Annotated in this window: 16 protein-coding genes; 11 read left to right on the top strand and 5 right to left on the bottom strand. The window is 45.3% G+C overall.

Annotated features, from left to right (window positions below; genetic code table 11):
* Window positions 1-88 precede the first annotated feature (88 nt).
* On the bottom strand, window positions 89-595 hold the full coding sequence (locus tag MHM99_RS06720) for an ACT domain-containing protein (RefSeq protein ID WP_014975755.1): 507 nt from the start codon (window positions 593-595) through the stop codon (window positions 89-91).
* Between the two features lie 209 nt (window positions 596-804).
* On the opposite strand from MHM99_RS06720, the gene MHM99_RS06715 reads away from it, so the two are divergent.
* The 5 genes from MHM99_RS06715 (at window position 805) to MHM99_RS06695 (ending at window position 7,835) form a co-directional block, all read left to right on the top strand.
* Window positions 805-2,982, top strand: a complete 2,178-nt coding sequence (locus tag MHM99_RS06715) for an ABC transporter permease subunit (RefSeq protein ID WP_049586203.1) — start codon at window positions 805-807, stop codon at window positions 2,980-2,982.
* On the top strand, window positions 2,975-4,534 hold the full coding sequence (gene pstA, locus MHM99_RS06710) for a phosphate ABC transporter permease PstA (RefSeq protein ID WP_049586204.1): 1,560 nt from the start codon (window positions 2,975-2,977) through the stop codon (window positions 4,532-4,534). Before MHM99_RS06715 ends, pstA begins: the two co-directional genes overlap by 8 nt.
* Before the next feature lie 15 nt (window positions 4,535-4,549).
* Window positions 4,550-5,356, top strand: coding sequence for a phosphate ABC transporter ATP-binding protein PstB (gene pstB, locus MHM99_RS06705; RefSeq protein WP_049586205.1), 807 nt, complete (start codon window positions 4,550-4,552; stop codon window positions 5,354-5,356).
* Between the two features lie 150 nt (window positions 5,357-5,506).
* Window positions 5,507-6,223, top strand: a complete 717-nt coding sequence (gene phoU, locus MHM99_RS06700) for a phosphate signaling complex protein PhoU (RefSeq protein WP_014948403.1) — start codon at window positions 5,507-5,509, stop codon at window positions 6,221-6,223.
* 340 nt (window positions 6,224-6,563) lie between these two features.
* Window positions 6,564-7,835, top strand: coding sequence for an inorganic phosphate transporter (locus MHM99_RS06695; protein WP_039224609.1), 1,272 nt, complete (start codon window positions 6,564-6,566; stop codon window positions 7,833-7,835).
* 96 nt (window positions 7,836-7,931) lie between these two features.
* On the opposite strand, the gene MHM99_RS06690 is transcribed toward MHM99_RS06695, so the two are convergent.
* Window positions 7,932-8,909 carry a universal stress protein gene (locus MHM99_RS06690; RefSeq protein ID WP_014975760.1) on the bottom strand — a complete coding sequence of 326 codons (978 nt, stop codon included), beginning with the start codon at window positions 8,907-8,909 and terminating at the stop codon, window positions 7,932-7,934.
* A 334-nt stretch (window positions 8,910-9,243) separates the two neighbouring features.
* On the opposite strand from MHM99_RS06690, the gene MHM99_RS06685 reads away from it, so the two are divergent.
* The 4 genes from MHM99_RS06685 (at window position 9,244) to MHM99_RS06670 (ending at window position 12,657) form a co-directional block, all read left to right on the top strand.
* Window positions 9,244-10,152 carry a hydrogen peroxide-inducible genes activator gene (locus MHM99_RS06685; protein ID WP_014948406.1) on the top strand — a complete coding sequence of 303 codons (909 nt, stop codon included), beginning with the start codon at window positions 9,244-9,246 and terminating at the stop codon, window positions 10,150-10,152.
* Between the two features lie 257 nt (window positions 10,153-10,409).
* Entirely contained in the window at window positions 10,410-10,940 is a 531-nt protein-coding gene (locus MHM99_RS06680; RefSeq protein WP_049586206.1) for an RNA polymerase sigma factor, read from the top strand.
* Window positions 10,940-11,698 (top strand): hypothetical protein, encoded by a 759-nt coding sequence (locus MHM99_RS06675; protein ID WP_049586208.1) that lies wholly within the window; start codon window positions 10,940-10,942, stop codon window positions 11,696-11,698. The genes MHM99_RS06680 and MHM99_RS06675 overlap by 1 nt, the downstream gene beginning before the upstream one ends.
* A 17-nt stretch (window positions 11,699-11,715) precedes the next feature.
* Window positions 11,716-12,657, top strand: a complete 942-nt coding sequence (locus MHM99_RS06670) for a hypothetical protein (RefSeq protein ID WP_014975764.1) — start codon at window positions 11,716-11,718, stop codon at window positions 12,655-12,657.
* A gap of 100 nt (window positions 12,658-12,757) precedes the next feature.
* Here the strand turns inward: MHM99_RS06670 and MHM99_RS06665 are convergent, their stop codons facing one another.
* The 3 genes from MHM99_RS06665 to MHM99_RS06655 all read right to left on the bottom strand — a co-directional run bounded on the left by MHM99_RS06665 (window position 12,758) and on the right by MHM99_RS06655 (window position 14,798).
* Window positions 12,758-13,285 carry a hypothetical protein gene (locus tag MHM99_RS06665; protein ID WP_049586212.1) on the bottom strand — a complete coding sequence of 176 codons (528 nt, stop codon included), beginning with the start codon at window positions 13,283-13,285 and terminating at the stop codon, window positions 12,758-12,760.
* A gap of 46 nt (window positions 13,286-13,331) precedes the next feature.
* Entirely contained in the window at window positions 13,332-14,006 is a 675-nt protein-coding gene (locus tag MHM99_RS06660) for a hemolysin III family protein (protein WP_080986383.1), read from the bottom strand.
* A 348-nt stretch (window positions 14,007-14,354) separates the two neighbouring features.
* Window positions 14,355-14,798, bottom strand: a complete 444-nt coding sequence (locus tag MHM99_RS06655) for a MarR family transcriptional regulator (protein ID WP_049586214.1) — start codon at window positions 14,796-14,798, stop codon at window positions 14,355-14,357.
* Between the two features lie 138 nt (window positions 14,799-14,936).
* Between MHM99_RS06655 and MHM99_RS06650 the strand changes: the two genes are divergently transcribed.
* Together MHM99_RS06650 and MHM99_RS06645 are read left to right on the top strand one after the other, a co-directional pair.
* Window positions 14,937-15,365 carry an organic hydroperoxide resistance protein gene (locus tag MHM99_RS06650; RefSeq protein ID WP_014948414.1) on the top strand — a complete coding sequence of 143 codons (429 nt, stop codon included), beginning with the start codon at window positions 14,937-14,939 and terminating at the stop codon, window positions 15,363-15,365.
* 220 nt (window positions 15,366-15,585) lie between these two features.
* Window positions 15,586-17,517 (top strand): M1 family metallopeptidase, encoded by a 1,932-nt coding sequence (locus MHM99_RS06645; protein WP_239218679.1) that lies wholly within the window; start codon window positions 15,586-15,588, stop codon window positions 17,515-17,517.
* Window positions 17,518-18,132 lie beyond the last annotated feature (615 nt).

Below are 18,132 nucleotides of genomic sequence, written 5' to 3'. Positions count from 1 at the left end.
GTTGTGGTTATTCCATTAACTTTCAATATGATAAGTTCGTAATTGTGATGCGCGGATAGTGTATGGCACCACAAATACGCCCTTGTTTTTATCGCTTCGCGGTAATATCCACCACCAAATCGTTAGCCAACGACTCCAGTGAGTCTTGCAATGCGCCGTCGTCAAAATCTTCTGGCACCGCAATTTCTGCTTTTGCTTTGAAAATTAGGCTGCCCCAGTTAGGCGCGCTTTCACAGTGTGAAGCAAAGGTGAGAATATTCAAATTGAACTGGTTTAAAACAGAGGTAAGCTCTTGGACAATACCGGTTTTGTCATTGCCCATTACATCAACCGTCAATTTGGTGGTGTTGTTATTTTCACTGCTCGCTACCGCTACAGATTGCACCGACAAATCTTTAATGGCGTCTAGCGCATCGATTAAGCCCTGTTTGTTCTCATCGGCAACATGTACTTCTACAAAACCGGTGAACATTCCTGCCATATGCGCAAAGCTCGACCCTTGCCAGTTGCCCTCATGTTTGTATACACACTTAGCCAGTGCGTCTACTAAACCCGGCTTGTCTTTACCCATAATGCTTATAACCAATGATTGCATACGATGCTCCTTATTGGGCGTGTAGAGAAAAACTTTGATCGTCTTCCTGTTGGGTAATACCATAGGCGCAGAGTAGGTTGCGCGAAGGTAATGCTTTAAACTTTCACTTGCTATTAGCATAACAAAACTTACACTGCTCACCAGTGCAATTTAGAGTTATTCTTCTTAAAAATGAAGAATTTCGAAAATAAGAATTACTAAACAGCCGCATGACTTTCGACAGCAACAGCACAAACAAAAAACGCCAGCGAAGCGACAGGTGGTCACGCTATGTAGTGACCGGCTTCGGCGGCCTTGTTTTGTTGACGTTAGTTATTCTTATTACTCATCTAATCAGCCAAGCTCTGCCGTTGGCATATACCCCTAGCTTAAATCATCTGTTGAGCTTGAAAACGTCAGATAATGAAAAAATTATCAGCGCAGGCGACATCATTAACAGTCAGCCAATGCTGGTTAGGAAGTCTGACTGTCGATTGGGATTAAAGTTGCTTAAAGGCGATGCTCTGGTAAGTAATCACGATTATATCCGTCCTTGCGAGCATAGGCTGTCTTCCCACAGTGTGATGGGAGAGAACTATATCGTAGACGTTTCTCCCAACGCCCAAGTGAGAGTTTTACCGGTCAGATCGTTCAATATGACCGACGGTAGCGCAGAGGATATTGCCACAAGTACACCGCAAGCAGCGTTGTCGAACAGCATTACGTTCGCGCTTCCCAAAGGTGAGTGGGAGATACGCAGTGACTGGAGCATTGCACTGTCCTCAAAATGGGCAGTGGTTTCTATCGTTCAAGACAATAAAGTGTTTATCCGTTGGGTAAATCGGCTTCGTCCTACACAGGTTGTGGATAAACGGTTTCATAATATAGACAGACTCGTATTGTTACCCGGCAGTCAGAGCGTGTTACTCCAAGTGGATGATGCGCTTTACCTAAATAGGCTCACGGATGAAGGGGCGTCACTACTGCCAATAGCAGGAAACATCACAGCGTCATTAGATGAGAAGATTGTATTCCCACTTGCTAAAGACCGCACCTTTTTCCTAATGAACAGCAATACACAGGCACTTACTCGCTGGGTGCTGAGCAAAAGCGATAAAGGCCTTACCTTTGAACAAACCTACCAAGTAGCGCTACCAGGAGAGAACGTTAAGGATGTGGCAGAACATGCCAGTATGAACTTGGTGGCTGTGCTGACCGATAAAGCAAGAGTGTTGTTGGTAAACCGTGTATCAGGCGATGTAGTGGCATCACAACAGATAGAGCGTTCTGCTGAGAATATCATTTGGTACGGCAATAAGCTTTATGGCTATTCAGATAGCACCTTATCAGTATGGGAAGGCAGGCACTTAAGCGGCGTTACTACATGGGCCTCTCTGTTTGAACCGCAGCACTACGAAGGGTATGAAACGGAAGAAACCGTATGGCAAACCACCAGTGCCTCTGATTTTCAAGAGGCAAAGTTTAGCTTAACACCGCTATTAATAGGCAGTATTAAAGCCTCTCTTTTAGCGCTGCTTATTGCTATTCCGGTTGCTATCGGTGCCGCAATTTACACCGCGTTTTTTGCTAAAAGCCGCCTTCGCAACGTTATTAAGCCGGCTATCGAATTGCTCGAAGCGATTCCCAGTGTACTCATCGGCTTCATCGCGGCTATTTGGTTGTCGCCAAAAGCTGAGCAGTTTTTATTTTCCTTTGCCTTTTTCCTAATCGTTATCCCTTTTGTGCTTATTGTCGTTGCCCTGGTGCAGCGTCCTGTTGCGGAATACTTACCAAAGAAGCTAAGACACGGAGCAGAGCTACTATTTGCTATAAGCGGAGTGTTCCTTTTAGGTTTTATTAGCGTGGAGTATGCGCCTTCGCTTATTTTCTCGATAATGGGGGGAGACGGGTTTACAATGCTTGCGGCCGAGTCCGATAGTCCCATCGGGAAAACGACTATAGTGGTAGCGTTAGCGTTAGGTGTGGCCATATCACCTAGTATCTATTCCCTTGCTGAAGATGCCATAAACGGCGTTCCAAATGATTTAAAACACGCCTCTTTTGCTTTAGGCGCCACACGATTACAGACCTTACTTCATGTTGTTCTTCACGTTGCACTACCGGGTATTGTTGCCGCGATTATGCTAGGTTTCGGCCGCGCGTTTGGTGAAACCATGATAGTCCTTATGGTGACGGGGAATACGCCAATCTCCAGCTGGGGCTTGATAGAAGGTTTGCGAGCACTTACTGCTAACTTGGCAATTGAACTTCCAGAAGCAGATGTATCATCGGCGCACTATCAAATTCTATTTTTCACCGCGTGTATTTTGTTCCTGTTTACCTTCTTGGTAAACACCATGGCAGAGCTATTGCGACAGCGTATAAGAAGTAGGGCGTACTATGGTTAATCGAACAACGTTTGGGTTAAGTGCGGTACAGCGTCAATCGTTAGTCATTAGCTTAACGGCTTTTTTCACCAGCCTGCTGCTTATTGCGCTAGTTAGCATTCTTATACTTATTAGTTTTCGAGGTACGGCATATTTTTGGCCAGAGCCCATCTATACGGTTACCGGTACGCATCAAGACGGCACAAGGTTTTCGGTGCTTGCGAACCTATTTGATGAATCGACAAATGAGGATGTGACACTTAAGTTCTCAGATGCTCAGCATCCTTATGGCTTTCAAGTCCAGTTATCTCGAGAGGAAATAGAGACTTCTCTACTTGCAAACCAAAGCGCAGAAATAAAACTGTTAGACGGCAGGCGTGTGTTGGCAATTCCTGAATACATCGTCGTGCCATCTAAACCGCCTCAACCTCTTGGTAACATTGACATTGTGCTAGAGGAAGTGGCCCAAATAAGCGCTCAAATTGAAGATTTAAATACGCAACACCTTGCACCTATTCACGAAGCGCTATCTCAATTTGATAAACGTAATGTTGTTGCCGACGCGCCAGCAAGAGAGCGTTTAGTGGCATCGTTTGACGAATACCAAAAGCGTGTGGAAGCGTTAGAAGCAACACGAGCCGAGTATACCTTATTGGTAAGTTTTGCTGACGAAACGCCGTTTGTTATTCCCATATCTAGTATTCAAGATGTGGATTTTGTCAGTCGTCTAAGTACATGGGAAAAGTGGCAGGTGGCGTTTTCGGAAATCGGTGTTTTTCTCACCGATTCCCCTAAACAAGCGAATACCTCAGGTGGCGTCTTCCCTGCGTTGTTTGGTACTGTACTCATGGTATTTTTAATGACCATCATCGTAACGCCCTTTGGTGTATTAGCCGCTATTTACTTGAGCGAGTATGCACCTAACACGGCGCTTACCACTATTATTCGTGTCAGTGTAAGCAACATGGCAGGTGTACCTTCTATTGTTTACGGCGTATTCGGCCTTGGTTTCTTTGTTTATACCTTGGGCGGCAGTATTGATGAGCTATTGTTTAGTGACACACTGCCAGCACCCACAATGGGAAGCCCTGGCGTTTTCTGGGCTGCCTTAACCATGGCAATTTTGACCTTACCTGTAGTGATTGTGGCGACTGAAGAAGGCTTGCGCAGGGTGCCGGAAGGGTTGAAAGCGGGCAGTTACGCATTAGGAGCTACCAAAATTGAGACTATAGTGCGTACCGTATTGCCTATTGCGTCTCCGGGTATTATGACTGGCGTAATTTTGGCGATTGCGAGGGCGGCAGGTGAAGTAGCGCCACTTATGTTAGTGGGGGCGGTCAAGTTTGCGCCAACCTTGCCTATAGATGGAGAGTTTCCTTATCTCCACCTTGATAGGCAGTTTATGCATTTGGGCGTGCTTATTTATGACGGAGCGTTTCACAGCCAAACTGATGGAAAGAGCGCAAGCATGATGTTTGCCGCTTGCTTGCTTTTACTCGTGGTGGTGTTTGTATTAAATATTCTGGCAGTTGTACTTAGAGCGCGCCTGCGCAAACGCTATCTCAAAGGATAATACAGGTTTTGTAACATGTTGAAGTTGTTTGAACACAATACGCTGAACGTTAACGACATTGATGAAGAACAAACTGCGGTAGAGGTTAAAAACCTCAACCTGTGGTTTGGCAACAAGCATGTGTTAAACGACATCAGTATGCGGATCCCAAAAAACAAAATCACAGCGTTAATTGGTCAAAGTGGTTGCGGTAAATCTACACTCATTAGCTGTTTCAATCGCCTTAACGATTTGTATGACGGTTGCAAATACGATGGTGAAATTATTATTGATGGGCAAAACATCAATAGCCGCAAAGTAAATGTGTCACGCCTAAGAACGAACGTGGGCATGGTTTTTCAGCGACCCAACCCCTTTCCTATGAGCATTTATGAGAACGTGTGCTACGGGCTTAAGCTTCAAGGCGTTAAAATTCGTCGACACTTAGACGACGCGGTGGAAAGCGCACTGAAACAGGCGGCGCTGTGGGACGAGGTTAAAGATCGTTTATTTGAATCCGCTCATGTTTTATCTGGCGGTCAGCAGCAGCGTTTGGTGATTGCAAGAGCACTAGCGTTGAAGCCTGACATTCTACTTCTTGATGAACCCACCTCGGCCCTTGACCCTCTGACCACGCTTTTTATCGAAGAACTGATGGATGCATTAAAGAAACAATGCACCATTATTATCGTGACGCACAACATGCAGCAAGCGGCTAGGGTAAGCGACTACACCGCCTTTTTCCATCAGGGCAGGCTGATAGAATATGCAGACAGCGATACGCTGTTTACTATGCCAGAGAAGAAGCAAACCGAAGACTACATAACGGGGCGATATGGATAACGTAGCAGTAGGTGTGTGTTCTAACATGGGTTTGCGCCGTAATGCTTCAATTTGGCAAGATGTAGCGGTTTGTCACGATAGTTCTGCCACAGGTAGCGGCACGATTGATTGTCGTTATTCGTTATGCTTACGCCGCGAGGAGAAAACACCATGCGACAGGTAGCCTTAAACACGCATATTTCGGGTACGTTTAATATCGAGTTGGAAAACTTGCGTAACTCGGTATTAACCATGGGGGGCGAAGTTGAACAGCAGCTGGTGGATACGTTAAAAGCGGTAAAGCACAATCATGCCGCTCTGGCTGAAAAAGTGGTGTTGAACGACTTAAAAATTAACTCCATGGAAATTCAAATTGACGAAGAGTGCTTGCGCATTATTGCAAAACGTCATCCTACCGCCAGCGATCTGCGTTTAATTATGACCATTTCCAAAGCCATTACCGATATAGAGCGAATGGGCGATGAAATCGAGCGTATTGCCAAACTAGTAACGCGCAATAAGTTGCCGAGCTCAGATACCATTAAGAGCAGCATGTTACTTATTGGCGAGCGCGTGGCCGCCATGATGCGCGGCACATTCGACGCTTTTGCTCGTCAGGATGAGGCTGCGGCGTTAGAAGTGTATGACCAAGACAACCGCATTGACAGTGAGTACAAACGGCTGCTGTCGTATACCACCTCCGAAATGCAGAAAAGCACTGACGACATGCAGGATTGGCTGGATGTGTTGTGGGCAATGCGCTCGTTAGAGCGAATTGGTGATAGATGTAAAAACGTGTGTGAATATGTGGTTTATCTCACTCGCGGTACTGATGTTAGACATACACCGCTGGAAAATATGCAGCAAAAGCTGGAAGATTTGACGTAAACCTGTCCAAATGGTCAGTGTTATTTTGCGTAGTAATATTCAAATATGAAAGTTCGTGAAATTTATTTGTCATAAAACTGAAATATTTGGTGGTTTTATCATCGCATTCAAATAATTCCGCATACTTTTATCGTTTTTCAGTGATTTTCGCTATGGCTTCTAACATGATTACGTTATCATGCGCCGCAGCCAAGAACAGATCGTGCAAAATTTAATCGAACCTTATGATAAAACACAATTTGTCTTTAACTTCATTCTCTAGCCTTTGTGGTGAAGAGATCATGCTACTTACTCAAGTAGCGTCCAGCCTAAATCGCGTTTAGATCGGGAGCGATTATCCGTGGAATTTTTTGAAAGTTATGGCCTAATTCTTATAATCCTTGCCGCCGGCGTTGGTTTCGTCATGGCATGGGGTATTGGAGCGAATGACGTTGCCAACGCAATGGGTACGTCAGTAGGTTCTAAAGCTTTAACCATAAAACAAGCCATTATCATTGCTATGATATTTGAGTTTGCTGGCGCCTACCTAGCAGGTGGCGAAGTAACGTCTACCATTCGAAAAGGGATTATCGACTCAACCTATTTTATAGACATACCTGAATACCTTGTATTAGGCATGATCTCATCACTACTTGCAGCTGGAATCTGGCTTGCGGTAGCGTCATGGTTGGGGTGGCCTGTATCTACCACTCACTCAATTATCGGTGCAATCATCGGTTTTACTGCCACTGGCGTCAGCATGGACGCAGTAGCATGGGACAAAGTGGGTGGTATTGTTGGTAGTTGGGTAGTAACCCCAGCTATTTCAGGCATCATTGCTTATCTTATTTTCATGAGCGCGCACAAGCTCATCTTCCAAACTGCCTCTCCGTTTGCAAATGCTAAGCGTTATGTGCCGTTCTATATGGCATTAGCGGGCTTTGTGATGTCGCTTGTTACTATCAAGAAAGGCCTTAAGCACGTTGGTTTAGAGCTAAGCGCTGTTAACGGATATGTGCTGGCGATTGCTATTGCCGTAGCGTTGGGCTTCTTGGGTAAATGGTTTATCGGCCGTATGAAGTTCAGCGGTTCTGAAGATGCAGACCTACAGGCGGCTAACGTTGAGAAAGTATTCGCACTTCTAATGGTAGTAACAGCCTGTTGTATGGCGTTTGCCCACGGTTCAAATGATGTAGCTAACGCTATTGGACCATTGGCTGCGGTAGTTAGCGTAGTAAGTAGTGGCGGCGAAATTAACTCTAGCACTACGCTTGCACCTTGGATCCTTCCTCTTGGTGGTTTAGGTATTGTTGCGGGTCTTGCGCTATTTGGACATCGCGTTATCAAGACCATTGGTCAAGGTATTACACACTTAACACCAAGCCGCGGTTTTGCAGCAGAACTCGCTGCAGCGTGTACGGTAGTTATCGCATCAGGTACGGGTTTACCTATTTCGACTACCCAAACGCTTGTAGGAGCGGTACTAGGTGTAGGTCTGGCGCGTGGTGTATCAGCGCTTAACCTAGGCATTGTGAGAAATATCGTCGTATCGTGGATTGTTACGTTGCCTGCAGGCGCAATCCTCTCGATTATTTTCTTCTACATTCTTAAAGCGTCGTTTGGCGTAGCGTAAAACACAGCGCTTACAAACGTTCGTATTAAGCGAAAAGAATTAAAAAAGGCCGTGCTTGAAGTGAAGCACGGCCTTTTTGTTTGTGGAATGTTTTCTTTAATCAATGGAGATAGGCGTTTCAAAGCCACGGGGTTTAACACCCACAACGGCACACTTAAGCTGATGGATAGTTTCTTCTGCGGTGTCGCCCATGATGTAGCCAGGCACACCTAAACGTGCCACTGTGCCCATAACAATAATGTCGGTATCAAGGGATGTGGTTGTGGCTGCAATTTCTCTTCGAGGGTAACCGTGAACAATGTGCTTCTGAGGTTTCAAATACTCTAATACATTGTCATCCAATTCATTGCCTAGTTCTTCAAGCAATTTGTCTAGTTCCGATTCACGCTCGGCATGGATTTTTGCAAGATCGGTTTCCATTCTATCGTTATCAACCGATATGAAACCGTCTCTTGCTATGTTCTCAGGAACCGCATCAAAAACGTGAACAATGTGTAGCTGTGCAAACTCTAACAAGGCTATTTGGCTTGCGTGACGCAAAATGTCGCGATTAAGATCGCGCCTAATAGACACTTCATGCTGTGGATAGTGATAGTTCAAATCCAGTGCTGCAACTACGTTTTTGTACTGACTGCGAGGCTTGTGGTTAATGATCCAAACCGGACAAGGGCATTTGCGGAATAAACGCATATCTAAGCTTCCGAATAGCTTATCTAGAAAGCTCTCTTCTGCCCGTTTAATTACTAGATCGATATTGTTCTTTTTTACATAACGCACAACGTCAATAAGCGGCTGACCTACCGTTACCGCAGTAGACACAGGATAGTGTTTTCCCCAGCTTTCCGCTTGTTCTTTTAACCAATGCTGGGCTTGGGTTTCCATGGTTTGCTGAGAATCAACATAAGAGAAAGACTCCATGACCATACTGGCGTTGGGCGGCAAAGATTCTAACGAAAGCATAATGGTAAGCGAGGCTTGATGCGCTTTGGCGATATGCAGTGCTTGGGCTACCGTATCATCTTGACGATGAGAGTCGCTCAATACACATAAAATGTTCTTATAATGTCCTTTCATACTGCCCTCAATAGTTAATCGCTCTATTGACTGAATGATACAAGAGCGGGTCTTACTTCGCTGTAAAAATATGTTGCGTATAACGCTTTAATTTAATCCTAACGCTACTTATGGGGGCTTTCCAGCGGGAAATGTCAAATTCTCAAAAGCTTCTTATAGATTGCACAATAAACAGAATTATCTACCTCTTTTTTAGGGTGTTGAATACGTGCAGCTGCGAATAATAGAAGATCGCTCTCGTTAACCATGGGTATCAACCCTAGGCGCTATTTAATCTTTATGTTAGATTAATCCAATATTTTTTAATCCCTTTTTAAATAATTGTGAGATGCCCATGAAATGGCCTAATCTTAAGCACCTGCACTATTTGGTGACGCTACATCAAGAGCAACATTTTCACCGTGCTGCACAGCGCTGTAACGTAAGTCAGTCAACATTGAGTACGGCCATTCAGAACCTTGAAGAGCACTTCGGAAGCCAACTTCTTGAGCGTGAACATAAAACCTTTGTGTTTACATCGTTGGGACTAGATATCGTTGAACGCAGTAAAGTGCTACTTCAGGAAGCGGGAGAGCTGGTTGAGTATGCGCAAAACGCAGGCAATTGGCAGCGAGGCACCTTAAAATTAGGTGTTATTCCAACCATTGCGCCGTTTCTTTTTGAAGGCATGATGGGGGCGTTTTCTGCATTTTTACCCGAGATCAACTTGGAAATGCAGGAAGACACTACAGAGAAGTTGCTACAGCAATTGACCGACGGCAGATTAGACTTACTTATTCTAGCGTTGCCAATGGAAACACCAGGGTGTAAACAGATGGTCTTAGGGCATGACCCGTTCCATCTTATTGCGCACAAAGATATGGCTGAGCAACTACCTAATCCTGTCGACATTTCAACCTTGCCGAAAAAGAGTATTTTCTTACTACAGCAAGAGCACTGTATGACCGGGCATGCGGTAAGTGCGTGCAATCTTCAGCACAGCGACCAAATTAGCAGCGTAGCGGCTAGCAGCTTGTATACCTTGGTGCAATTAGCGAATAGCAAAATGGGCTACACCTTTTTACCTGAACTTGCGATAAACCAGTCTATTCTTGAGCACACAGGTCTTAAGAGCTTCCCCGCTGAAGAGCAGGGGTTTCGCGAGATTGGCTTAGTATGGCGTTCAGGCACTACGCGTATGCAGCTGTTTCGTCGTATCGGTGAAATTATCTCGCCACTGTTGCCTATTCCTACACTAAAATAACCTTGGCGCTGAGCGCGCTACCTTTCATATTTATCTAAAGCGGTTAAGCCTATAGGTTCAGCCGCTTTTTTATTGCTGACATCAAGTATTGTCTTGTGCACCAACCCCAAAGAAGTTCTTCAGCCTTCGCTTAAAGCACAGTTTCATTGGCGTTATTCCCTAAATGACAATTTATTTATCAATTAAACAAACTTTTTTGCAAAGCTTATCGACTTAATGGTTAAGTAAAAAAACAGAGCGTAAAAACGGGGAACGGCGTGTTTAATAAACGAGATGAAAAACTCGTGGAACAGGCATTAAGGGGTAATAAAAAAGCGTGGTTTACGCTTATATCTCGCTACGAAACCGCTATGTATCAATACGGTATTCGAATGACAGGGAATAGCCATGATGCAGCAGATTTAATGCAGGAGATTTTTATCTCTGTGTTTCGCAGTCTTGCTTGTTTTAAAGGTGAGGGCAGTTTTAAAAGTTGGCTCTATCGCATTGCCCACTGTCGCTGCGTTGAACTGTATCGCAAGCGAAAGCCGCATTCTGACATTGACGATATACAGGCGCCACTTTGCGGTGCGCCATGCCCTGAAATGCAGCTTTATAGCGACAGAGAGAGTAGAGCATTAACGCAGGCTATGCAGACCCTACCTTTGTGCCAAAAGGCGGTGGTGGAATTGAAGTTCTTCGGCCACTTCACGTTCGAAGAAATTGCACAGCAAATGGATATCTCAGTAAATACCGCTAAGTCGCGACTTTACGCAGCCTTAGCAAAGTTGAAGTTGGAGTTGGAATAATGACCTTATATGACAAAGAAGCCTTATTCTCAGCTTATCTGGACAACTCGCTTGATAGCGAGCAAGAAAAGCAGTTTAACGCGTTGTGTGATTCAGATGCTGAGTTCGCGCAGGCGGTAGAAAATAGCGCCCGTTTGAACAGCGCAAGCTCAAGCTTCGTTGCTCCGGCACTTCCCCAGTGGGACAAAGAACAGACCTTTTTTAAGAAAGATGAACCACGTTCGCTGTCGTCTTGGTTTAGCTTGCCAGCGTGTGCCATGGCCATGTCGGCGTGTGCGCTGTTAGCCGTACTCACAGGCGCAAAGCTGTCGTATAGCGATAACGGTATAGCGCTTACGTTTTCAAACAAAAGCGCCAACAGAGTGGATGAAATGGTTGAGCAGCGCGTTACGCAGGAAGTTGCTAAAGCTTTAGGTGAGCAACGTGATTTCTATCAACAAGCAAACCAAACACTATTCAAAGAATACGCTCAGGCGCTATCTACACAGCAGCAACAAAGCAGTGCAGAGCTTACTAAGTACTTGTTAGCGTCGAGTAGAGAAGAACGCAAACACGACTTTGCCGAGCTTATTAAATTTATCAACGAGCAGCGTATTGACGATCAAAGATTCTATGCACGCCAATTTACGCGTCTACAGGATGAAATTGATGACATTGAAATAGGGTACAGCGCGGTAAGTTTATCTAACAGCCGTTCTGAAGTGCCATTAACCATGCCGTATGAAACAAACAATCCACAGTCGTCGCTAGATGATTAATGTAATTAGGTGAAATTATGAAACGTTTATTAACTGCTTTACTACTTTGCTCTGCTGCTGGTGGTCTTGCGAACGCACAAAGTGCGCAAAAATATGACACGCTATCAAATGAATTAGAAATAATGTCTGGGGTACTCAAAACGTCCTTACGACAAAATGCCGCGACTGATTCTTGGAGAGTGAGTCAAATTGAAACCAGCTATCTTGCTGGGCAGGGGGCGGTATTTACTTTTTCAGTAAGAGGCCAAAGCGGTAACTGGGTACGAGAGATAGAAACGCTGGTAGAAGGATTAGTTGCCACCGTGCCACCTGCACCGCCTGCACCACCAGTTCCGTCTGCAAATTCGTTTAGTGATGTAGATGACATTGTGTTTGAAGCAGCCAGAGAGTGGGAAGCTTACGCAGAAGAAACCAGCCATCGTTTTTCTCAGGCGTTTGCTGACAACAATAGTCGCTTACGCGACTTGCGCAACATGCAGCGTGAACTTGCCTGGGAAGCAAGAGAAGTAGAGCGTGAACTGCGAGATATTACCTTCGAATTGCGTCACGCTGACGAGGCGCGAAAAAAAGAATTACTCGTGCAAAAAGAGCAGTCTGGAGAGCAGCTTAAGCAATTAGAAGCGAAAGAAAAAAGCATGAAGGATGAGCTTAAAGCAATTGAAAAAGAGCAGACTAAACAAATGGAGGCGCGTAAAGCGCAGCAGCAGCAAGCTTACAAAACGTTTCTGGCCGGTTTTGAGTCGGGCATGAGCGAGACCTTATGCAGATTTGGGTCAGGCTTACGCGGTCTGCCGGAAAATGAACATATCAGCATGGTGCTGAAAGATTTTGAGATGGACGAGAGCCGCGAGCGCAAAGACCGAATTTATGTATTTACTCGTGCTGATATAGTGCGCTGTGTTCAAGAAAAAATAGACGCGAATAAACTTCTCACCAACGCTAATATTTATCAGTTTTAAATAAATAAGCTCGGCGCACTTATGAACGCTTTGCTTTGTTAAAACAGCACGCGCGCCTTCGTTGATGAACGTTGATAACGAAGGCGCGCTTTTTATTGGCCTACATTTTAGGTGCAATATGCCCTAATTCTGCTGCCCATGTGAGCTCGGATCTCTTAAGGTTATTTGCCGCACTAGCGCCAAAGCTATGCAGAGCGTTATATGCACTATTGGATGGAACGCGGCAATAGTGGCAAAGGGCGTAAAACAATAAACTACAGCGGTGCTGTGAACCGTCGCAGTGTAAATATATCTTCGCTCCCTCACTGAGCATTTGAGAGAGCTCGTGAAGATACTGATGAAGGTGAACATCTTCGGTTGGCGACGCCGATGACGGATGCATAAAGGGAACCCATAGCCACTCCAAGCCCACGGCGAGCGAACTGTCGCGTATAACTGGTGCATGTTCTTCACTGGTCTGAACCGTTGCAATATGGGTAACACCCAGTGACTTAAGGCGTTCAAAGTCACTTTCAACGGGCTTTTTACCCAAGCATATTTGTCCTGCGTGTAGTGAAAACCACGCAATACCTGGTGTCAACGTAGTGCTGTTTTCCTTTTTCTCGGCGTCTTGCTTGTTTGTTAGCATAAGTTTTTACATGGTTTTGGCATAGCAGCTTAATTTGGGCCTTTTGTTAAACGACAAAAAAATAAATTGAAAAGTAGTGGCAGCTACATCCGCCAATCACGAACATGTGCCAAATTGCATGGGTGTACTTTACCTTTTTTGCCACGTAAAAGCACACGCCTACACTGAAACACAGCCCGCCTGCTACCAATAACCATAGGCCAGCACCGGGAAGGGCGACATAAAGAGGGTAGATAAGACCCAGTGCAATCCATCCCATCAGCAAATAAGTCATCACGGATACCTTTGGGAAACGGTGCTGCGCGACGAGCTTAAACGCCACGCCGCCAATTGCCAAGCTCCAGATAATCGCGGTCATAGTAATACCCAACACGCCACCAATCGAAACCAGTAACAATGGTGTGTAAGTACCTGCTATCAATAAGTATATTGCGCTGTGGTCAAATAGCTTAAGCCATCCCTTTGCCTTTTGATGGGAAATAGCGTGATAAAGGGTTGAGCTTAAAAACACCAGAATGAGTGTAGAGCCATAAATAGCTGCAGTGGTTAACGCGAGCGTATCCTCCGCTCGATACAACATAAATACTAAACCCACGATAGCAGCAATAAAGCCAACCCCATGACTAATACTGTTCAGCCACTCTTCCAGTACAGAGTAGGCTTTTGCAGGAATGCTTTTTGATTGCGGCACAGCCTGTGTCTGAATCTGTTCTTGGATCATCACAGCTCCTGTTTTTTTTTCTTTCTAAGAATAATGGGTAGTAAATGCCCTTAAAGCCTCTTGTCGCACTTTCTCGATAAGACATGCGATCATTTCAGCGACTAACGCTTTCAATTGAAACGTGCAGCTCAGCATTTTCCCTACTACGCCCATTAGGACAATTATAGCGCACACTTGTTCGCTCAATGCGAAAATAATAACAGAAAACGTCAATAATCTGATGACAATCAGATTACAAAAAGAGGTTAAAATACCAATACGCATAGATAATTGCCCACTCACAAGGCGCTGGCAAGTTTCCTAGCAATGCTTGGGAATGTAGGGCTGAGTGGTGATTATCTATCCGGACTAGTTTAAATCTGCATTCTCAAAACAGCCGCCTAATTTGTCCAGTAGGACTTTTAACGTACGGCTTTCATCTGCAGTCATGCCATTAAGCTTGCAGAGCATTTGCACAGGCACGTCTTCTGCTATGGCTTTCTCCTTCTTGCCCGTTTCAGTGAGTTGAACGCGCTTAACGCGTTTGTCGGCTTTATCTTTAGTGACAACTAAAAAGCCTTTGTCTTGTAGCTTTTTGAGAATCAGCGACATAGCACCACCGTCTATGGCCGTTCTCTCCAGAAGCTCGGCAATAGTAATGCCATCGTTTTCCCATAGCGCCATTAAAGTCACATATTGAGGATAGGTGATATCCAGCGCTTTAAGAAGGGGGCGGTAAGCACGAGTGAATGCATTCGACAGCGTATAAAAACGGTGGCAAAGCTGATTTTCCAACTTCAATAATTCTGACATGATGCTTAACCCTTATCGGTAAGGCTTTTTCTTAACAATAATATTTTGCATACAAAACACTTGATCTGCAAGTTGGTTTGGTGATAATTTATTTTGCATGCAAAGTAGTTGTTTAAATAAACCTATGAGGAGAGTAACATGCATAAACTTCAACAAGTCGTTTATACCGGAAGTGCAACAGCAACGGGTGGTCGTGAAGGAACAGCGAAATCAAGTGATGGTAAGCTAGACCTTAAACTCTCTACACCTAAAGAATTGGGCGGTGCAGGTGGAGAAGGGACGAACCCTGAACAAATGTTCGCAGCGGGCTATTCGGCGTGCTTTATCGGTGCACTTAAGCATGTGGCTGCATCGCAAAAAATTAAGCTGGCCGATGACATTAGTGTAACTGGCAACGTTGCAATTGGACCTATTGAACAAGGCTTTGCTATTGCAGTAAAACTGACGGTAGATTTGGGCGATATGGACAAAGCACAAGCGCAAGGCTTGGTGGAAACTGCGCATCAAGTATGCCCATACTCAAATGCGACCCGCGGTAACATTGAAGTAGATATTAGCCTTGCTTAATTAAACGGCAAACGAGTCAGCGGTTAACGCAAATAGTTAATGCCCTTGTCGGATAGCTGCGCCTTCGTCAGATGGCGTAGCTATCCTGCACTTATTCACGTCAACCCTTACTGCTTTTCGAAATATAGCGCAGTTACAACGCAGCTCTTCGAATTAGAGTCGCCAGTCATATAACAGATTGATACACTGAGATCGTATCAATCATCCTTTAGGAAGTTATATGAAAAAATACGGATTACTGGCTACATTCGTATGCGCGCCCGTGTTGCTCGCGTGCAGTGATAACACCAGTTCAAGTTCACCAAATACAGAAAACGAGCAAGCCGTTGCGTCTACTTCGGAGTCTAGTGCAGATGCGGCTAAGCACACCGATGCAGGTATTGCTTCTGGTGTAGATTACCACTCATTTGCTAACCCTAATGAAATTCGGGTTACGCACCTAAGCTTAGATTTAACCGCAAACTTTGAGTCGAAGCAGCTCGTTGGTGAAGTGACCCTCGATGTTGAGCGTACGAAGCCTGAAAACAATACGCTAGTATTGGACACGCGAGCGTTAGAGATTGAGCGTGTTAGCGTAGAGGGAGAAAGTGTTCCCTTTGAAATGGGAGAGACTGACCCTGATTTAGGCACGCCTCTTACGATTACTCTACCAAGTGCGGCAAACTCAGTAACGGTAGCGTATTCAACTTCACCCGAAGCCTCTGGCGTACAATGGTTAACGCCAGCGCAAACGGCAGGTAAGAAGCACCCATTCCTGTTTACACAGGCGCAAGCAGTTCACGCACGAAGCTTTATTCCGCTTCAAGACTCGCCACAAGTGCGCGTAACCTATGACGCAACCATAAAAACACCTGAATCGTTATTAGCGGTAATGAGTGCGTCTAACGACCCAACCACCGAGCGCGATGGCGAATATGAGTTCAATATGCCGCAGCCTATTCCTTCTTACCTTATTGCGTTAGCCATAGGTGATTTGGAGTTTAAAGCTATGGGTGAGCGTACTGGTGTGTATGCTGAGCCTGCGCTACTTGAAAGTGCGGCGAAGGAATTCGAAGATACCGAGGCAATGTTAGAGGTAACGGAAGAAACCTATGGACCTTACCAATGGGATCGTTACGACCTGCTAATTCTACCGCCCTCATTCCCTTTTGGCGGCATGGAAAACCCTCGCTTGTCGTTTATTACACCTACAGTTATCGCCGGTGATAAAAGCTTGGTGTCTCTGATTGCTCATGAACTTGCACACAGCTGGTCTGGTAACACAGTAACAAACGCTACATGGCGCGATCTGTGGTTAAACGAAGGTTTTACGACCTATTTAACCTACCGAATTATGGAAATGATCTACGGTCATGATCGTTTCAAAAAAGAAGCAGTACTAGGTTATCAAGACCTGGAGAACGATGTTGCAGCCCTAGAAGAGAATGATGAAATCCTGGCGATCGACCTTCGTGGTCGCAATCCGGACGATGTTTTCTCAAATATTCCCTATGAAAAAGGCGCACTGTTTTTACGTGAAATTGAACAAAAGATTGGCCGAGAAAACTTTGATGCTTTCTTAATGCAGTACTTTAAAGACTTTGCTTTTAAGAGCATTACTACCGACACGTTTATTGCTTATCTAGATGATACCTTGTTAAAGCAGTATCCAGATAAGCTAGACGCGGAGCGCATCCAAACGTGGATTTTTGAACCAGGCATTCCCGAGGGAGCGCCACAGCCAGAATCTGATGCGTTCACTAAAATCGATGACACACGAAGCGCTTGGCTTTCTGGCGACGTGAAAGCGGCGGATATTGAAACCGCGCAGTGGACTGTACACGAGTGGCTATATTTTCTAAACAACATGCCCGAATCGCTAAGCAGCGCAAAGCTGGCTGAGCTAGATTCAGCGTTTTCACTCACCTCGACTAAAAACAACGAAATTGCTCATAGCTGGTTGATGATCGCAGTAGAGAATAACTATCAGCCTGCCTATGATCGTTTGTATAGCTACTTGGTGTCGATAGGGCGCAATAAGCTTGTTAAGCCCCTTTATCGTGAGCTATCAAAAACACCTGAAGGCAAGGCGTTTGCTAAACGCGCATTTGAAGAAGCGAAACCGGGCTATCACCCACTTACAGTGAAAGCTAATGAAGGCTATGTGAACTAAGCCTTTATTAGACTCATGCGAACCGGTCTCGATAAGAAGACCTTCGTTGCCCAGCGAAGCTGGCAAACCCGTCAGGTTGAAAGAAACCTGAATCACCCTGACTGAGGGGAAGATAATCCGAATGGCAAGGGCGTTGTTGGCCAACGACAGGGTCCGAAGGAAGCCATAGGAAGTTAGAGGTACACAACGCAAGTGAACCTGATTCGGCAAGACAGGAGGGTAAGCGTGCAAAATAGCGCAAAGCCCGATACTCAGTCAGTCCTGTTTTGTGCTTGAGGGTGGCATTTCTAACAGGGCGCTAGTGCAGTAACTGGGGAAGCCTGACACCGTTTCTGGTTGTGAGCCAGAAGCATCTATGCGAGAGGCGACTCAAGGTAGGTGTTGGTGCGAGGTGGCAGATGATGCCGTAGTAGTGAGTAAAGTTCGGCCTGTGAAAGCCAGTAATGGTGTGGAGGGTAAAACCGAGCTGACCATCAGCAGTGTTTGGTGGCATCGTTATCAGCCAAAAGCTGATAGGGATGGCGAAGGGCGGAAGTACATAGTCAGTCTGTGATGAGCAGGTGTTTTTTTTTTTAGTGGTACACGAATCGATTAGCTATCGACGTCTTCGTACTT

This window comes from Alteromonas sp. MmMcT2-2 (assembly GCF_022348305.1).
In the GTDB taxonomy this organism is placed as follows: domain Bacteria; phylum Pseudomonadota; class Gammaproteobacteria; order Enterobacterales; family Alteromonadaceae; genus Alteromonas; species Alteromonas macleodii.
The sequence above is the reverse complement of the archived record's forward strand: the minus strand, read 5'-3'. Positions and strand labels throughout refer to the sequence as shown.

Bases quoted from the DNA above. Each gene is read 5' to 3' on its own strand.
- MHM99_RS06665 (WP_049586212.1), bottom strand. From the start codon at position 13,285: ATGCTAACAAACAAGCAAGACGCCGAGAAAAAGGAAAACAGCACTACG.
- MHM99_RS06675 (WP_049586208.1), top strand. From the start codon at position 10,940: ATGACCTTATATGACAAAGAAGCCTTATTCTCAGCTTATCTGGACAAC.
- MHM99_RS06685 (WP_014948406.1), top strand. From the start codon at position 9,244: ATGAAATGGCCTAATCTTAAGCACCTGCACTATTTGGTGACGCTACAT.
- phoU (WP_014948403.1), top strand. From the start codon at position 5,507: ATGCGACAGGTAGCCTTAAACACGCATATTTCGGGTACGTTTAATATC.
- pstB (WP_049586205.1), top strand. From the start codon at position 4,550: ATGTTGAAGTTGTTTGAACACAATACGCTGAACGTTAACGACATTGAT.
- MHM99_RS06655 (WP_049586214.1), bottom strand. From the start codon at position 14,798: ATGTCAGAATTATTGAAGTTGGAAAATCAGCTTTGCCACCGTTTTTAT.
- MHM99_RS06670 (WP_014975764.1), top strand. From the start codon at position 11,716: ATGAAACGTTTATTAACTGCTTTACTACTTTGCTCTGCTGCTGGTGGT.
- MHM99_RS06660 (WP_080986383.1), bottom strand. From the start codon at position 14,006: ATGATCCAAGAACAGATTCAGACACAGGCTGTGCCGCAATCAAAAAGC.
- MHM99_RS06650 (WP_014948414.1), top strand. From the start codon at position 14,937: ATGCATAAACTTCAACAAGTCGTTTATACCGGAAGTGCAACAGCAACG.
- pstA (WP_049586204.1), top strand. From the start codon at position 2,975: ATGGTTAATCGAACAACGTTTGGGTTAAGTGCGGTACAGCGTCAATCG.
- MHM99_RS06645 (WP_239218679.1), top strand. From the start codon at position 15,586: ATGAAAAAATACGGATTACTGGCTACATTCGTATGCGCGCCCGTGTTG.
- MHM99_RS06690 (WP_014975760.1), bottom strand. From the start codon at position 8,909: ATGAAAGGACATTATAAGAACATTTTATGTGTATTGAGCGACTCTCAT.
- MHM99_RS06715 (WP_049586203.1), top strand. From the start codon at position 805: ATGACTTTCGACAGCAACAGCACAAACAAAAAACGCCAGCGAAGCGAC.
- MHM99_RS06720 (WP_014975755.1), bottom strand. From the start codon at position 595: ATGCAATCATTGGTTATAAGCATTATGGGTAAAGACAAGCCGGGTTTA.